This window comes from Mesorhizobium sp. B1-1-8 (assembly GCF_006442795.2).
Taxonomy (GTDB): domain Bacteria; phylum Pseudomonadota; class Alphaproteobacteria; order Rhizobiales; family Rhizobiaceae; genus Mesorhizobium.
This window is the reverse complement of record NZ_CP083956.1, coordinates 2,718,451-2,733,997: the sequence shown is the minus strand read 5'-3', so window position 1 is coordinate 2,733,997 and position 15,547 is coordinate 2,718,451. Positions and strand designations below refer to the sequence as shown.

Below are 15,547 nucleotides of genomic sequence, written 5' to 3'. Positions count from 1 at the left end.
CAAAAGGCGGCATTACGAAGATTTAATGTGCACTGCACAATAACCGTGCAGCCGGCTAACATGCCGCGACGGGCCCTTTGCGAGCCCGGAATAAGGCTCAGCGCAACATCGGCCAGAGCGTCGCCGCAAGCAGAACGCCCATGGCGATGTTGAACCATTTCAGCCGCACCGGATCCGACAGGAAGCCGCGCATCGCCGTGCCGAATCCAGCCCAAACGGAGACGCTCGGCAGGTTGACGATGGCGAAGGCGGCCGAGATCAGCATCACCGAAATGAACGGGTGGTCGGCATTGGTGTAGACGGCCATGGCGTACACCGCCATCATCCATGCCTTTGGATTGACCCACTGAAAAGCTGCCGCATCGATAAAACGCATCGGCTTTGCGCGCGCCTCGCCCTTGCCGCTCAACGAGCGCGACATGGCAATTTTCCAGGCGAGATAGAGCAGATAGGCAACGCCAGCGATCTTCAGTGTCGTATGCAGCGCCGGAAACGCGGTTAGCACCGCGCCGAGGCCAAGGCCCACGGACAGCAGCAGGACGAAAAAAGCGATGCTGATGCCGAGCATATGCGGGATCGTCCTGACGATGCCGAAATTGACGCCCGATGTCAGCAGCATGAGGTTGTTCGGCCCCGGCGTGATCGAGGTCACGAAGGCATAGACCAGCAGGGCAAGAAACGCGTCGAGCGACATGTTATCCTCCCGGATACGTCAGCCTTGCTGTCCTTTTAGCAAATGCGCAAAAGCCAGAAACGGGCAACTTCCGGGCCAAAGCTTGAAACAGGATGATCGTCCTGTTCACATTCCCTGCGGGCCGCGGTTCATCGCGGCAACGCCGGTGCGGCAGATCTCGACCAGCCCGAGCGGCTTCATGATGGCGATGAACTGGTCGAGCTTCGAGCCCTTGCCGGTGATCTCGAAGATGAAATGCTCGGTGTTGGCGTCGATGACGCTGGCGCGAAAGGCGTCCGCCAGCCGCAGTGCCTCGACGCGGGCCTCGCCGGTGCCGGCGACCTTGACCAGCGCCAATTCCCGCTCAAGCGGCCGTTCCTGGCCGAATTCGTGCGAGCGCACGGTGAGGTCGACGACGCGGTGCACCGGCACGATGCGCTCGAGCTGGTGCTTGATCTGCTCCAGCACATGCGGCGTGCCGCGCGTCACGATGGTGATGCGCGACAGGTGTTTTTCATGCTCGGTCTCGGAGACCGTGAGGCTTTCGATGTTGTAGCCGCGCCCGGAAAACAGGCCGATAACCCGGGCAAGCACGCCCGGCTCGTTGTCGACCAGCACCGAAAGCGTGTGCGTTTCCGGTTTCTCGGTTTCCTTGGCGATGAAATAGGCGGAGCCGGTCGGCTGGAGCTGTGCGTTCATGACATAATCTCGATTTCAAACTCTTGAGCTAATTCTCTGTTTCCACACGGCTTTTTGCAACAAGCCCTGCCCCGGTCCGTCAGACTAGTTCCCTGCCCTTGGCGTCGATGGCATTGGCCACCGCCTCGTCCGTCGCTTCGTCCGGCAACAGCATCTCGTTATGCGCCTTGCCTGACGGGATCATCGGGAAGCAATTGGCTAAAGTCGCCACGCGGCAGTCGAACAGCACCGGCTTCTTCACCGAGATCATTTCCCTGATCGCGTCGTCGAGCTCGTCCGGCTTGTCGCAGCGGATGCCGTGGCCGCCATAGGCTTCGGCCAGCTTGACGAAGTCCGGCATCGCCTCAGTGTAGGAATGCGACAGCCGGTTGCCGTGCAGCAGCTGCTGCCACTGCCTGACCATGCCCATATACTGGTTGTTGAGGATGAAGATCTTGATCGGCGCTTCGTACTGCACCGCCGTGCTCATCTCCTGCATCGTCATCTGCACCGAGGCATCGCCGGCAATGTCGATGACGAGCGCGTTGGGGTGTGCGATCTGCACGCCGAGCGCCGCCGGCAAGCCGTAGCCCATCGTGCCGAGTCCACCCGAGGTCATCCAGCGGTTCGGTTTCTCGAAATGATAGTGCTGCGCCGCCCACATCTGGTGCTGGCCGACCTCGGTGGTGATGTAGGTGTCCATATCCTTGGTCAGCGCATAGAGCCGCTGGATCGCGTATTGCGGCATGATGACGTCGCTGTTCATCTTGTAGGCGAGCGAATCCCGGGCGCGCCATTTCGCGATCTGCTCCCACCATGGATAGAGCGCCTTCTTGTCGGCCTTGGCGGTCGCCCGCCACAGCCGCACCAGATCCTCCAGCACCCGGCCGACATCGCCGAGGATCGGCACATCGGTGTGGACGTTCTTGTTGATCGACGACGGATCGATATCGATGTGGATCTTCTTCGAGTTCGGCGAAAACGCGGTGAGCCGGCCGGTGATGCGGTCATCGAAACGCGCGCCGATGCAGATCATCACGTCGCAATCATGCATGGCCATGTTGGCTTCATAGGTGCCGTGCATGCCGAGCATGCCGACCCAGTTCTTGCCCGAGGCCGGATAGGCGCCGAGCCCCATCAGCGTCGAGGTGATCGGGAAGCCGGTGAGGTCGACCAGCTCGCGCAGCAGATGGCTCGCTTCCGGTCCGGAATTGATGACGCCGCCGCCGCTGTAGATGACCGGTTTCCTGGCGCCGGCCATCAGCTCGACCGCTGCCTTGACCTTATCCAGGTCGCCCTGGACCTTCGGCTGGTAGCTGGTGCGCGGCGCCGTCTGCGGCGGCACGTAGGTCCCTTTGGCGAACTGCACGTCCTTCGGAATGTCGACGACGACGGGACCCGGACGCCCCGTGGTTGCGACATGGAAAGCCTCGTGGATGGTGGCGGCCAGTTCGTTGACGTCCTTCACCAGCCAATTGTGCTTGGTGCAGGGACGCGTGATGCCGACCGTGTCGCATTCCTGGAAGGCGTCGGAGCCGATCAGCGAGGTCGGCACCTGGCCGGTCAAGCAAACCAGCGGAATGGAATCCATCAGCGCGTCCTGCAGCGGCGTCACCGCATTGGTCGCACCCGGGCCAGAGGTCACCAGAAGGACACCTGCCTTGCCGGTCGAGCGCGCATAGCCTTCGGCAGCGTGGCCGGCGCCCTGCTCGTGCCTCACGAGAATGTGCTCGACCTCATCCTGCTGGAAGATTTCGTCATAGATCGGAAGCACCGCACCGCCCGGATAGCCGAAGACGTGCTTGACGCCATTGTCCTTCAGCGCCTGCACCACCATTTCGGCGCCAGTCATTTCGGTCCTTGGCATTTCGGTCCTTGAAATCTCGCGCCGCTCGTTCTGTCCGTTGCTCATCGGTCTGGTCCCGTACTGTTCGCCTTGGCGATTGCTGGTCGTTTAGTCGTGTTTCAGGCAATAAAAAAGGCCCCCGAGGGAGCCTGTGTGATGCGCATGGGAGGTTTCCGCCCGGCGGTTACACCGCCTTGCCCACGCGCTTTCCTACGAGAATGAGTGCCGTTTTCATGGTGGCGGACACTACGGGCGCGAAAGGCAGCGTGTCAACGGGAAAAATCACAGGCAGGCAAGGCCAGGGATGGGCTCGTCGGCCAGCGCCGGCACAGGTCTTGGTCTCCTGCCTGTGAGTGCCTATTTCAGGCAACTCATTGAAACCGTTGAAAACTATGGTGGGGCGTGACGAAGAGCGCCATCTCTGCCGATACTCTCCGCAGGGTACAGATCTGGCGGAGAGCAACGACAACCAGGATTCCATGGGAGGAATTTGAATGCTTGAGAAGGCTCCTAACAAGAAGCTGTCCGACTTTCTCGATTCATTCGGCGCGGCCCTTGCCGCCAACGATATCGACGGGGCGGTCGATTGCTTCCAGGAAGACTGCTATTGGCGCGACCTCGTCACCTTCACCTGGAACATCAAGACCATGGAAGGCCGCGATCAGGTGCGCGACATGCTGGAAAGCCAGCTGTCGAAGATCAGGCCGTCGCATTTTGCCGTCGCCAGGGACGAGGATGCGAGCGAAAGCGGCGGCCTGATCGAGGGCTGGATCAGCTTCGAAACGGAGCTTGCGCGCGGCTTCGGGCAAATCAGGCTGAAGGATGGCAAGATCTGGACGTTGCTGACCACCATGGCCGAACTCAAGGGCCATGAGGAGCCGGCGGGCTTCGCGCGGCCGTTGGGCGCAAAGCATGGCTCGGGCAAGAATCGCCCGACCTGGAAGGAGGAGCGAGAGAAGGAAGCAGCCGAACTTGGCTTCAAGACCCAGCCTTACACGCTGATCATCGGCGGCGGTCAGGGCGGCATTGCGCTCGGCGCGCGGCTGCGGCAGCTCGGCGTGCCGACCATCATAGTGGAGAAGAACCAGCGGGCCGGCGACAGCTGGCGCAAGCGCTACAAGTCGCTCTGCCTGCACGATCCGGTCTGGTACGACCACCTGCCCTATATCGATTTCCCGAAGAACTGGCCGGTGTTTTCGCCCAAGGACAAGATCGGCGACTGGTTGGAAATGTACACCAAGGTCATGGAGCTGAACTATTGGTCCTCGACCGAGGCCAAGAGCGCGTCCTATGACGACGAGAAAAAGGAATGGACCGTCGTCGTCCGCCGCGACGGCAAGGACATCACGCTGAAGCCGAAGCAGCTGGTGCTGGCGACCGGCATGTCGGGCCGGCCAAACCTGCCGAAGTTCAAGGGCATGGAGGCTTTCAAGGGCGACCAGCACCATTCCTCGAAACATCCCGGACCGGACAAATATGCCGGGAAGAAGGTGGTCGTCATCGGCTCCAACAATTCAGCCCACGACATCTGCGCGGCACTTTGGGAAGCGGGCATCGACGTCACCATGGTGCAGCGCTCGACCACCCATATCGTCAAGTCGGACACGCTGATGGACATCGGCCTTGGCGCGCTATATTCGGAGCAGGCGGTGCAGAACGGTATGACCACCGCCAAGGCCGACCTCATCTTCGCCTCCCTGCCCTACAAGATCCTGCACGAGTTCCAGATTCCGCTCTATGAGAAGATGAAGCAACGCGACGCCGCCTTCTACAAGGGGTTGGAGGATGCCGGCTTCATGCTCGATTGGGGCGATGACGGTTCCGGCCTGTTCATGAAGTACCTGAGGCGCGGTTCCGGTTACTATATCGACATCGGCGCCTCGCAACTGATTATCGACGGCGCCATCAAGCTGAAGAGCGGCGTCGACGTGAGCGAGATCAAGGAGCATTCGGTGCTGCTCAGCGACGGCACCGAACTTCCGGCAGATCTTATCGTCTACGCCACAGGTTACGGCTCGATGAATGGCTGGGCGGCGGAGTTGATCTCGAAGGAGGTCGCCGACAAGGTCGGCAAATGCTGGGGTCTCGGCTCGAACACCACCAAGGATCCCGGCCCCTGGGAAGGCGAGCAGCGCAACATGTGGAAGCCCACCCAGCAGGAGGCGCTGTGGTTCCACGGCGGCAATTTGCACCAGTCGCGTCACTATTCACAATTCCTGTCGCTTCAATTGAAGGCAAGACAGGTTGGCTTGCCGACGCCCGTCTATGGGCTGCAGCAGGTCCACCATAAGGGATAGGCCGCTGTCCGCGTGCGAAGGAAGGAAGGCGTGGCCTGGTCGCGCTTTCCTTTGTGCGGACCCCAGTGCCCCGGCACCCGACTATTTTTATGACCGGCCTATCCGCTTCCAGTAGACCAGCGTGCCGGTCAGCCCGCCATGGGGCTTCAGCGCAAAGTCGGGAATCTCGCCGGCCAGCGTGAAGCCGAGTTTCTCGTAAGGGCCGGAGGCTCCCGCTTCGCTTGCCGTGTCCAGCACGAGCAATGTTCTGCCTTTCCCCGCGATATATCCTGACAGTCAAGCAGCGAAGTCGCCTGGCCCTAAGGACACTCACAATATTAAGTGAATCGCTTTCTGATGACTTTGCCCAATGGCTCTGAGGGCGGCGGCGGAGAGAACGGCGCACTTATCCTTGCGACAGTACGCCCGCGACACACCTCATGATCACGCCGCCTCTTTTACCCGGATTTCAATATCGAGGTGCGCGGAGGCGGCGATGTTGACGAGCGCGTCAAGCGAGAACTTGGCGAGCTTGCCGCGCAGCAGGTCATTGGTCCGGGGGCGCGTCAGGCCGAGCCGCTTGGCGGCCTGCTCCTGAGAAATGTCCCAACGCTGGACCGCCTTACGGATTTCGTAGAGCAGCGCCGAACGCGCTTTCAGGTTTGCGGCCTCCTGTTCCGTGTCGGCCAGGGCATCCCAGACGTTTTCATAGATTTCTACGTTCATCGTTCTGCCTTCCATCGTTTCAGCCGTTGGGCCGCTACATCGAGATCTTTCTTTGATGTGGCCTGTGTCTTCTTCTGGAACGCATGAAGTACCAAAACGCGGTCCTCTAACGTCGCCAGATAGATGATGCGGAACGCTCCCGACGCTTCCCGAATCCTAATTTCCCTGACGCCTTGCGCCACGATCTGCATGGGCTTCCAGTCGTCGGGATCGTCGCCGCGCTGAACAAGTTCGAGCTGCTAGCCAGCCTCTATCCGCGCATCGTCAGGAAACGCCCGAACATCCGACCTACTGCTTCCAAGCCATTCAATCACCTTCACGGGCGTACTGTATCAGTATCGATACATTTTAGCTAGAGAGTTTCTCGTTGGGCCGTCGAAAATCTAGATGGCGGATTTCTTGGCTACGCCGGTGTGATGCGATGTTGCACAAATGCTACCTTCGGCTGCTCCTACCGCCTATCCGCTTCCAGTAGACCAGCGTGCCGGTCAGCCCGCCATGCGGCTTCAGCGCAAAGTCGGGAATCTCGCCGGCCAGCGTGAAGCCGAGTTTCTCGTAAAGGCCGGAAGCACCCTCTTCGCTTGCGGTATCCAGCACGAGCAATGTCTTGCCCTTCTCAATGGCCAGTTCTTCCGCGGCTCGCATCAGGCGGGTCGCGATGCCTTTGCCGCGACGGTCGCGGCGGGTCATCAATTTGGCGATCTCGGCCCGGTGCGGCTGGTTGGGCGGCAAATCGAGAAGCAGCGTGACGGTGCCGACGAGCGCCTCGCCGTCCCAGGCGCCCAGCACCGCCCTTTCGCCCCGCGCCGCAGCGGCCAGCGACTTGCGCCAGAAATCCTCCGCAGCTTCGGGAGACAATGGGTGCATGAAACTTACCGAGCCGCCGGCGGCGACGGTTTCGATCAACAGATCGGCCAGGATCGCATTGATCGTCGCGTCATTAGTCAGCGCCCTGATTTCAAGGGAATTCATATCGATCTTCTCCAGCAATGCGATACCGGGCCGCGGTCATTTGAAATGGCTGACCCGCCTGCGCCGCCGCGCCCGGCGGATCTCGGCGATGCGCTCGGCATCGTCGTGGCCAAGGTGACGCCCGCGCTCCAAAACGTGTATTCCTCGTAGGTCAGGCCAAGCCGTTCGGCCCGCTCCAGCCGCATCAGCATGATTTCATGACCAGGCGCCTTCCACGCCCTGTCGTGGGCAGCGCGCCAGGCAAGGAAAACATAAGCGTCGCTCTTGCCCCAGGGCGGACCTTCGTAGTCGTTGAGAGGTGGCCCGCCGTTGTGCGAGCGCTTCGGCTGATCCGCCATGTAATCAGCCTCTGATCAGCGCCACCAGATAGTCGGCGGCTTCCGGTCCTGGCGCATGGAAGCTGCAGTCCGACGGCGCGCCGAGCGCCAGGCAGTCACCGGGTTCCAGCCTGTGCACGACATCGCCTTCGGTAAAGTCGAGCCGGCCCCCGATCAGCCAGATCTGCTGTTTTATGAAGGCGTAGGATGCAGCCGGGAAACTCACCCTGGCGCCGGCCGGCAGGCTGACCCGGATCAGTTCGAGCGGCATTTGCGATGCCGGCGACAGATGCCGCCTGATGTAGCCGGTCGCGGGATCCTGCCAGACCGGCTGCTCGTCCTTGCGGGAGAGACCGCCGCCTTGCGTCTCGGCGCGCGCGATCAGCGTCGAGAGCGTCATACCGAAAGCCGCTGCGATGCGCACCAGGAGCGCCGCGGTCGGGCTGGTCATGCCGCGCTCCATGGCGCTCAGCATCGCCTTGGAGACATCGGAGCGCCCGGCAAGCTCGGCCAGCGACCAGCCGCGCAGCACCCTTTCCGAGTGAATCCGTCTGCCGATCGTCGAGGTGATGTTGTTCGATATATCATTCATTCATCCAATATAACGAAAACCCGGGTGCTACGAAAGAGGCTGTCGATCGAACTTTCACAACCGGCTTAACCACGCCTACACCATCCGACCTCACGCGACCTTAACCCCGACTGGATAGGTTTGACGCTCCATGGGAACGGGATCAGACCAACGATGTTTGTCGAACGCGAAGTCTCCGCGGGGGAACTGACCTCACAGGAGCGCCGCAATCGGGACCAGAACGACAAGCGCATTCTGGGCAATGTCGTGCAATGCGACGGCGCCCGCGCGACCATCAGCGCCTATGCCGAGGACGCCGACGGCGCGGTCACCGGCCTATGGACCGTCGGCAAGATGATTTCCATCAATCTCGGCTCGACGCGCACGGTCGGCCTTGTCTATGAGATCGGCAAGTCCGACCGCGCCTGGAGCAACGAGGGACAGAATGCGATCGAGGTCAGCATCGAGCTGATCGGTGAGGTGCGTGACGGCGCCGATCCCGGCGCCAAGCCTGTTTTCGACCGCGGCATCACCAGCTACCCGCATATCGGAGCCATCGCCCACCGCATCCGCAGTCGCGACCTGCAGGCGGTCTACGATCTCGCCGGGCGCCATTCGATCACCATCGGCACGTTGTCCCAGGACGAGGCGATCGACGCCAACATCGCGATCGACGACACGCTGGCGCGCCATTTTGCAATTGTCGGCACGACCGGCGTCGGCAAGTCCACGGCCGTCTCGCTGCTGCTGCGCAAGTCGATCGAAGCGCGACCTGACCTGCGCGTGCTGATCCTCGACCCCCACAACGAGTTTGCCGCATCGCTTCCCGAATATTGCGTGAAGGTCGATTCCAAGACGCTCGACCTGCCTTTCTGGATGTTCAGGCTGGAGGAGTTCGCCGAGGTGCTGTTTCGCGGACGCGAGACGGTGCCGGAAGAAGTCGATGTCCTGCGCGACCTCATCCCGGCCGCCAAGAACCTCTACCGCAATCCGACGTCCGGCACCTATCTGCGGCGCGGCAGCGATGCGCTGACCGCCGACACGCCGGTGCCTTACCGCGTCGCCGATCTCATCAAGCAGATCGACGAGCGCATGGGCCTGCTTGAAAGCAAGAACGACCGCCCGACCTTGAAGTCGCTGAAGACGCGCATCGAATCGGCGGCGGCCGACCCGCGCTACCGTTTCATGTTCAATTCGCGGCTGATCGAGGACACCATCCACGAGACGATCGGCAACATTTTCCGCGTCCCCCACCATGGCCGTCCGGTGACCTGCTTCGAAATGGCCGGCATGCCGTCCGAGGTAGTCAATTCCGTCTGCTCGGTGCTGGCGCGCCTGGCCTTCGACCTTGCGCTTTGGAGCGAGGGGCGGCTGCGGCTGCTGTTCCTCTGCGAGGAGGCGCACCGCTATATGCCGGCGGATCCGCGCCTCGGTTTCGCGCCGACCAGGCACGCTCTGTCGCGCATCGCCAAGGAGGGCCGCAAATATGGCTGTTACCTCGGCGTCGTCACCCAGCGTCCGGGCGAGCTCGATCCGACCATCCTGTCGCAATGCTCGACCTTCTTCGCCATGCGGCTCGCCAATGAGCAGGACCAGGCGATCATCCGCTCGGCGATCGCCGACTCCTCGGCCTCGACGCTTGCGTTCCTGTCTTCTATGGGCCAGCGCGAAGCCATTGCCTTCGGCGAAGGTGTGGCAACGACCATGCGGCTCAAATTCGAAAAACTGTCCCAGGAGTTCATTCCGGGCACAGCCAAGCGCGAGCAGACCCTCCCCGCCGAAGCCGGCGACGATGTCGACCTTGCGGCGATTGTCGAGCGGTTGCGCAACGTACCGAAGCCGCAGCAATCCATAGCCTTCGCCGAGGCGGTGGACACCGGCCGCCAGGCCGGCGACCCGGACTATCGAAAGCCGCCGGCGCCACGCGTCCAGCCGGACGACGATTTCGACCTGCGCTACGGCCTGAAGCCCTCGACCTTCGGCATGCGCCAGCAGAACGATTGACCCGCGCCTCTCGCCGTCTCGATAAAAGAACCAGGTAGGCTCCTACGGCTCTGCGTCGTCGGCCGTCATGGATAAATTCCGTCAGGAAATTCGTCAGGCTGAGTCGACTGGAGTCGCTTTGGAGAACCGGAGCGGAGCGGACATTCAGTCCGTGAGCACCGGAAGCGCACAAAGCGGCTTCAGGCGGCCAGCCTCACGAATTTGATGACGGAATTTTAGGCGCAGACGCGGTTGCGGCCTTGCTTCTTCGCCTCGTAGAGCTGGCGGTCGGCACGGCGATAGAAGTCCTCGGCACTTTCCTTGCGGTCCCAGACGGCAAGGCCGACACTGGTGGTGACCTTCAGCCGCACATTGCCCGACAGCACCGACATGCCGGCGATTGCCCTGCGGATGCGTTCGGCAAATCTGAGCAGCAGTTCGCTATCCATATTGGGCGTGACGACCGCGAACTCCTCGCCGCCGAGCCGCGCCACCACGTCGTGGTAGCGTGTCATGCCCCTCAGGCACGTGGCGACCGCCCGCAGCACCTCATCGCCGACATCGTGGCCGTGCGTGTCGTTGACCTGCTTGAAATGGTCGAGGTCGAGGATCATCAGCCCCACCGGCTTGTCGATGCGGCGGAACTCATCGAGATATTCCCGCAGCGCATCGTCGAAATAGCGGCGGTTCTGCATGCCGGTCAGCCCGTCGGTAAGGGCCGCCTGCTCGAGCGTTTGCGAACGGGCGCTGAGCGAAACCGTCATGGCGCGCAGTTTACCTTCTTCCCTGACCTGGCCGCGGATCAGCGGGTAGATGAAGAAGACCCCGAAGAACAGCGCCGCCGCCAGCAGCGCACCGGTCACGAAAAGCAGTTTGTTGAGATAGACGATCCTTTCGATGCGGGACGCGGTATCGAGATCCGTCGCAATGTCCTGCAGTTGGCAATAAGCATGGAACGTCACCAGGCCGGCGGCCAGGATCACGAAAATAAAGACGAAAAATGCGGATTCCGCCTTGTGAAAACGCATCAACTCCCCGCGGGACTTCAACCCCGCCGATGTTATGGCACGCCTGGCCTTACGGACAGTTAACCCGGACAACCTGAGCGGGAAGCCAGGATCACGATTTTAAGTCGCTGATTGCAATTGCGATTCATCAATCTGCCAGCGCATCGCCCGGGCGGAGCCTCTGCCATTCCGGTCCCAGCTGGTGCCTGAACCAGGTCGCCTGGCGCTTGGCATATTGGCGGGTCGCGGTTTTGGCGTGCTCGATTGCTTCGGGAAAGCTCATTTGCCCGGCAATAGCGGCCTGCAGCTCGCGCACGCCGATCGCTTTCATCGCCGGAAGGTCCGGATCGAGATCAAGCGCCATCAATCGCCTGACTTCATCAAGCGCGCCCTTGTCGAGCATGTGGTCGAACCGCGCCTCGATGCGCTCGATCAGTTCGCCGCGGTCCGGCTCGATCACCAGGAAACGGGCGCTGTCGCGATCGACGAGCGGCCGGCCGCGCGCCGCCTGCCATTCGAGAATCGACCGCCCTGAAGCGTCGAGCACTTCGAGAGCCCGTACGATGCGCTGGCCGTCGGTCGGCCTGAGTTGCATGGCCACGGTCGAATCCTCGCGCATCAGAATGCGATGCAGCCTTTCAGCCCCCTGCTCCTTGAGCTCGTAGCGCCAGCGCTCGCGAACCGATTGCGGAATGTCGGGCATGTCCGAGATGCCTTCGGCGAGCGCGCGAAAGTAGAGCCCGGTGCCGCCGACGAAGATGACCGGCCGCCCCGACAGGACGCCAGCCGCGATCAGCCGGGTTACATCGCGCAGCCAGGCGCCGGTGGAATAGGCTGTCGACGGATGCACATGGCCGTAGAGGAAATGCGGTACGCGTGCCAGTTCGGCGGCACTTGGACGCGCCGTCAGCACGTCGAGCACCGAATAGCCCTGCATGGAATCGGTGTTGACGATGACACCGCCCTTGCGCTCGGCGAGATCGAGCGCCAGCGCCGACTTGCCGCTGGCGGTCGGCCCCGCTATCAGGATCGCGTTCGTCACGCGGCCGTCGCCCGCTTGCTCGCCGGAATTCTCGATGCCGCTGATCGCCACGCTTATATCCCATCCGCAAGACCGCACAGTGTCGGCCCCGCTTGCGAATATGGCCTCACGTGCGTCCGGCGCAAGCGACCTTCGTTGGCTGGCTGAAGGCATCGCCTGCGATCTCGTCCTGCCGGAGGATCCCGACGTCGGCGAAATGACAGCCAACCTGCGGGCGGCACTCGCCTCCGAGCCGGTCGACATCGTCGTCCAGCCCGCCGAAGGCAGGCGGAAGAAGATCCTGCTTGCCGATATGGATTCGACGATGATCGACCAGGAATGCATCGACGAGCTGGCTGACGAGATCGGCGTCAAGGCCTATGTCGCCGCGATTACGGCGCGGTCGATGAATGGCGAGATCGCGTTCGAGCCGGCTTTACGCGAGCGCGTCGCCTTGCTGAAAGGTCTCGACACAGCCGTGGTCGACCGCATCATCGCCAACCGGTTGACGCTGGCCGCAGGTGGCCGCGCGCTGGTGCGGACGATGCGCGCCAACGGCGCCTGGACCGTGCTGGTCTCCGGCGGTTTCGATGTCTTCACCAGCCGCATCGCGGCAATGCTCGGCTTTCAGGAAAACCGCGCCAACCATCTGGTTGAGCAAAACGGCAGGTTCACCGGCATGGTGGCCGAGCCGATTCTCGGCCGCGCCGCCAAGGCCGAAGCGCTGCTCGACATCGCGGCAAGGCTTGGCCTGACGACCGCCGACGCGCTTGCCGTCGGCGACGGCGCCAACGATCTCGACATGATCCGCCTTGCCGGGACGGGTGTCGCCCTCCACGCCAAGCCGGTCGTGGCGGAGCAGGCAAGGATCCGCATCGACCATAGCGATCTGACGGCGCTGCTTTATCTCCAGGGCTATCGCCGGGAGGAATTCGTGCAATGAAGCCGATCCGGACCGAACGCCTCATCCTGCGCAACTGGGAAGAGCGCGACCGCGCGCTCTTCCATCGCATCAACTCCGACGAGCGCGTCATGGAGTTCTTCCCATTCCGCCGCGATCGTGCCGCCGCGGATGCCAAGATGGACGAATTGCGCGGCTGGATCGAGGAGGATGGCTACGGCTTCGCCGCCGCCGAGATCGCGGCCACCGGCGAATGCGTCGGCTTCGTCGGTCTCCTGGATACGGATGATGTGCCATCGCTACCGGACGGCACGATCGAGATCGGCTGGCGGCTGGCGCCGGAATTCTGGGGCAAGGGCTATGTCACCGAAGCGGCTGAAGCCTGGCTCGCCTTCGGCTTTGAAACGCTCGGGCTGGGTGAAATCGTTTCCTTTGCCGTCGCTGAGAACCACCGCTCCGTCGCCGTCATGAAACGCCTCGGCATGCGCGCCGATCCGGCCGGCGACTTCGATCATCCGGCCGTTCCCGACAGTCATCCGCATCTCAAGCGGCATGTCCTCTACAGGCTGTCGCGCGAGGATTGGCGGGCACGAAAAAGGGCGGTCCGCTAACCGCCCTTTTTCTTGAACCTCAATGGGTTGTCAGTATCTCCGGAATCAATCCATCCGGATCGTCACGAAGCGCAATTCGCCGGTCTTGGACGCAAGCATCAGCAGCGCGTTCTTGCGCCCCTGTTCCTTCAGCGCACCGATCCGGTCCATGACGTCCTTCGGCGTGCCGACCGACTCCTGCGCGATCTCGGTGATCACCTCGCCCGGCTGGATGCCGCGCTCGGCGGCCGCCGAATTCTTGGCGACGTCGGTGACCACGACGCCGGAGACATCGGCCGCGATGCCGAATTTCTGCCTTGTCTGGTCATTGAGCTCGCCGATCGTCATGCCGAGCACGGAAGCCGACGATACCGGAGGCGTCGCCTTGTCGCCCTTGCCCTGATCGGTGTTGCCGTTTTCACCGCCGCTGGCCAGTTTCTCGCCATCCTCGAGCCGACCGAGCGTCACCTTCACCGTCTGCTCGACGCCCTTACGCACGATCACGACATCGACCGCCTTGCCGACCTGGCTTTCGGCGACCACGCGCGGCAGGTCGCGCATCTCGTGGATGTCCTTGCCGTCGAACTTGATGATGACGTCGCCGGCCTGCACGGTGCCATTGTCGACCGGGCCGCCCTTGATGACGCCGGCGACCAGCGCGCCTTTGGCGGTCGCCATGCCGAGGCTTTCGGCAATGTCGTCCGTCACCGGCTGGATGCGCACGCCAAGCCAGCCGCGCCGCGTCTCGCCAAACTGGCGAAGCTGGTCGACGACGCCGGAGGCAAGCTGCGAGGGGATGGAGAAGCCGATGCCGATCGAGCCGCCCGACGGCGAGATGATCGCCGTGTTGATGCCGATGACCTCGCCGGCGCTATTGAACAGCGGACCGCCGGAATTGCCGCGATTGATGGCCGCATCCGTCTGGATGAAGTCATCATAGGGACCGGAATTGATGTCGCGGTTACGCGCCGAGACGATGCCGACCGTCACCGTACCGCCGAGGCCGAACGGATTGCCGATCGCCATCACCCAGTCGCCGACGCGCATTTTGGTAGAATCGCCGAACTTCACCGCCGTCAGCTTGTGGCCCTTCGGATCGACCTTCAGCACCGCGACGTCTGTCTTGGTATCAGTGCCGACAAGCGTCGCCTTCAGCGTCACGCCGTCGGAGAAATTCACCTCGATATCGTCGGCATCGGCAATGACGTGGTTGTTGGTCACAACGATGCCCTGTTCGGCATCGATGACGAAGCCGGAACCGAGCGACTGCACTTTCTGGCCGCCACCACCCTTGTCGCCGCCGCGGTTCTTGAAGAAGTCATCGAAAAAGTCCTGGAAGGGCGAGCCTTCGGGGAGCTGCGGCATCGGCACCGCGCCAGGACCCTCCGTGCCTTTCACGGTCTGCGAGGTCGAGATGTTGACCACCGCGCCAAGCAGGCCCTGGGCGAGATCGGCGACCGAGGGCGGACCGTCCGCCGCCACCGTCGGGCTGACGAAGGACGGTACGGCAAGCGTGCCGACGACGAATGCCGTGGCGCCGGCGAACAGCGTGCGCCGTGCCGCGCGCAACAGGGTGTGGGATATCATCGTGGCCTCCCGGTGTTTCTGAACTGGAAAAGCGCTTCCGCAAAAACGCCGTGTCCTGTCATGTTGGTAAGAAATAAGGCGCGTTTGCGGCTATAGCTATCGGTGGAAGATAAAACGTCAATCGCCGCGGCACCAAGGAATTTTCACTCGAGCAATTCCAGGAAAAGTGCGCAGCGGTTTTCCGTCCGGAATTGCGTAAAAACAAACAACTAGCCGCGGACCAGCCAGACAATACCGACGCCGACGGCGATCGCCGCCAGCCCGCCGAGCCGCAGCATATTCTCCGGCATCGACAGCACCTCTGCCGCCAGTTTCCGGGCCAGGCCCGGAAACCCGCCACAGACAATGCCTTCGACGACCAGCACCAGGCCGATTGCCGCCAGGAAATCCTGCACCGCC

The 15,547-nt window shown here is 62.4% G+C and carries 15 protein-coding genes and 2 pseudogenes; 4 read left to right on the top strand and 13 right to left on the bottom strand.

Going from position 1 to position 15,547, the window contains the following annotated elements; all coding sequences use genetic code 11:
* Nucleotides 1-97: 97 nt before the first annotated feature.
* The 3 genes from FJ974_RS13280 to FJ974_RS13270 all read right to left on the bottom strand — a co-directional run bounded on the left by FJ974_RS13280 (nucleotide 98) and on the right by FJ974_RS13270 (nucleotide 3,203).
* The gene (locus FJ974_RS13280; protein ID WP_140530465.1) at nucleotides 98-694 is read right to left on the bottom strand and encodes a LysE family translocator; all 597 of its coding nucleotides are present in this window, start codon (nucleotides 692-694) and stop codon (nucleotides 98-100) included.
* 105 nt (nucleotides 695-799) lie between these two features.
* A complete protein-coding gene (gene ilvN / locus FJ974_RS13275) occupies nucleotides 800-1,372 on the bottom strand; it encodes an acetolactate synthase small subunit (protein ID WP_140530462.1) in 573 nt (190 codons plus the stop codon).
* Between the two features lie 79 nt (nucleotides 1,373-1,451).
* The gene (locus FJ974_RS13270; protein ID WP_181177028.1) at nucleotides 1,452-3,203 is read right to left on the bottom strand and encodes an acetolactate synthase 3 large subunit; all 1,752 of its coding nucleotides are present in this window, start codon (nucleotides 3,201-3,203) and stop codon (nucleotides 1,452-1,454) included.
* 488 nt (nucleotides 3,204-3,691) lie between these two features.
* Here FJ974_RS13270 and FJ974_RS13265 point away from each other — a divergent pair, with 488 nt between their 5' ends.
* Nucleotides 3,692-5,494, top strand: a complete 1,803-nt coding sequence (locus tag FJ974_RS13265) for an NAD(P)/FAD-dependent oxidoreductase (RefSeq protein ID WP_140530456.1) — start codon at nucleotides 3,692-3,694, stop codon at nucleotides 5,492-5,494.
* An 87-nt stretch (nucleotides 5,495-5,581) separates the two neighbouring features.
* Here FJ974_RS13265 and FJ974_RS13260 read toward each other — a convergent pair.
* The 6 genes and pseudogenes from FJ974_RS13260 to FJ974_RS13235 all read right to left on the bottom strand — a co-directional run.
* Nucleotides 5,582-5,749 (bottom strand): annotated as a pseudogene (locus tag FJ974_RS13260) (GNAT family N-acetyltransferase); the annotation flags it as partial.
* A 168-nt stretch (nucleotides 5,750-5,917) separates the two neighbouring features.
* Entirely contained in the window at nucleotides 5,918-6,199 is a 282-nt protein-coding gene (locus FJ974_RS13255) for a helix-turn-helix domain-containing protein (protein WP_140530453.1), read from the bottom strand.
* Nucleotides 6,196-6,519, bottom strand: a pseudogene (locus FJ974_RS13250) (type II toxin-antitoxin system RelE/ParE family toxin). Before FJ974_RS13250 ends, FJ974_RS13255 begins: the two are co-directional and overlap by 4 nt.
* A gap of 115 nt (nucleotides 6,520-6,634) precedes the next feature.
* Entirely contained in the window at nucleotides 6,635-7,171 is a 537-nt protein-coding gene (locus tag FJ974_RS13245) for a GNAT family N-acetyltransferase (RefSeq protein ID WP_140530451.1), read from the bottom strand.
* On the bottom strand, nucleotides 7,168-7,509 hold the full coding sequence (locus FJ974_RS13240) for a hypothetical protein (RefSeq protein WP_226891589.1): 342 nt from the start codon (nucleotides 7,507-7,509) through the stop codon (nucleotides 7,168-7,170). The genes FJ974_RS13245 and FJ974_RS13240 overlap by 4 nt, the downstream gene beginning before the upstream one ends.
* Before the next feature lie 4 nt (nucleotides 7,510-7,513).
* Nucleotides 7,514-8,080: a helix-turn-helix domain-containing protein gene (locus FJ974_RS13235; protein ID WP_140530448.1), complete on the bottom strand. Its 567-nt coding sequence runs from the start codon at nucleotides 8,078-8,080 to the stop codon at nucleotides 7,514-7,516.
* A gap of 153 nt (nucleotides 8,081-8,233) precedes the next feature.
* Between FJ974_RS13235 and FJ974_RS13230 the strand changes: the two genes are divergently transcribed.
* Nucleotides 8,234-10,063 (top strand): ATP-binding protein, encoded by a 1,830-nt coding sequence (locus tag FJ974_RS13230; protein WP_140530446.1) that lies wholly within the window; start codon nucleotides 8,234-8,236, stop codon nucleotides 10,061-10,063.
* 215 nt (nucleotides 10,064-10,278) lie between these two features.
* Here the strand turns inward: FJ974_RS13230 and FJ974_RS13225 are convergent, their stop codons facing one another.
* Nucleotides 10,279-11,070 (bottom strand): GGDEF domain-containing protein, encoded by a 792-nt coding sequence (locus tag FJ974_RS13225; protein WP_140530443.1) that lies wholly within the window; start codon nucleotides 11,068-11,070, stop codon nucleotides 10,279-10,281.
* Nucleotides 11,071-11,197: 127 nt separating this feature from the next.
* Nucleotides 11,198-12,136 carry a tRNA (adenosine(37)-N6)-dimethylallyltransferase MiaA gene (gene miaA, locus FJ974_RS13220; protein ID WP_140530896.1) on the bottom strand — a complete coding sequence of 313 codons (939 nt, stop codon included), beginning with the start codon at nucleotides 12,134-12,136 and terminating at the stop codon, nucleotides 11,198-11,200.
* Between miaA and serB the strand changes: the two genes are divergently transcribed.
* The gene (serB, locus tag FJ974_RS13215) at nucleotides 12,126-13,013 is read left to right on the top strand and encodes a phosphoserine phosphatase SerB (RefSeq protein WP_140530441.1); all 888 of its coding nucleotides are present in this window, start codon (nucleotides 12,126-12,128) and stop codon (nucleotides 13,011-13,013) included. The genes miaA and serB overlap by 11 nt on opposite strands.
* Nucleotides 13,010-13,582 (top strand): GNAT family N-acetyltransferase, encoded by a 573-nt coding sequence (locus tag FJ974_RS13210; protein ID WP_140530438.1) that lies wholly within the window; start codon nucleotides 13,010-13,012, stop codon nucleotides 13,580-13,582. The genes serB and FJ974_RS13210 overlap by 4 nt, the downstream gene beginning before the upstream one ends.
* Before the next feature lie 45 nt (nucleotides 13,583-13,627).
* On the opposite strand, the gene FJ974_RS13205 is transcribed toward FJ974_RS13210, so the two are convergent.
* Together FJ974_RS13205 and FJ974_RS13200 are read right to left on the bottom strand one after the other, a co-directional pair.
* A complete protein-coding gene (locus FJ974_RS13205; protein ID WP_140530435.1) occupies nucleotides 13,628-15,148 on the bottom strand; it encodes a DegQ family serine endoprotease in 1,521 nt (506 codons plus the stop codon).
* 209 nt (nucleotides 15,149-15,357) lie between these two features.
* Nucleotides 15,358-15,543: a DUF2065 domain-containing protein gene (locus FJ974_RS13200; RefSeq protein ID WP_140530432.1), complete on the bottom strand. Its 186-nt coding sequence runs from the start codon at nucleotides 15,541-15,543 to the stop codon at nucleotides 15,358-15,360.
* Between the last annotated feature and the right edge of the window lie 4 nt (nucleotides 15,544-15,547).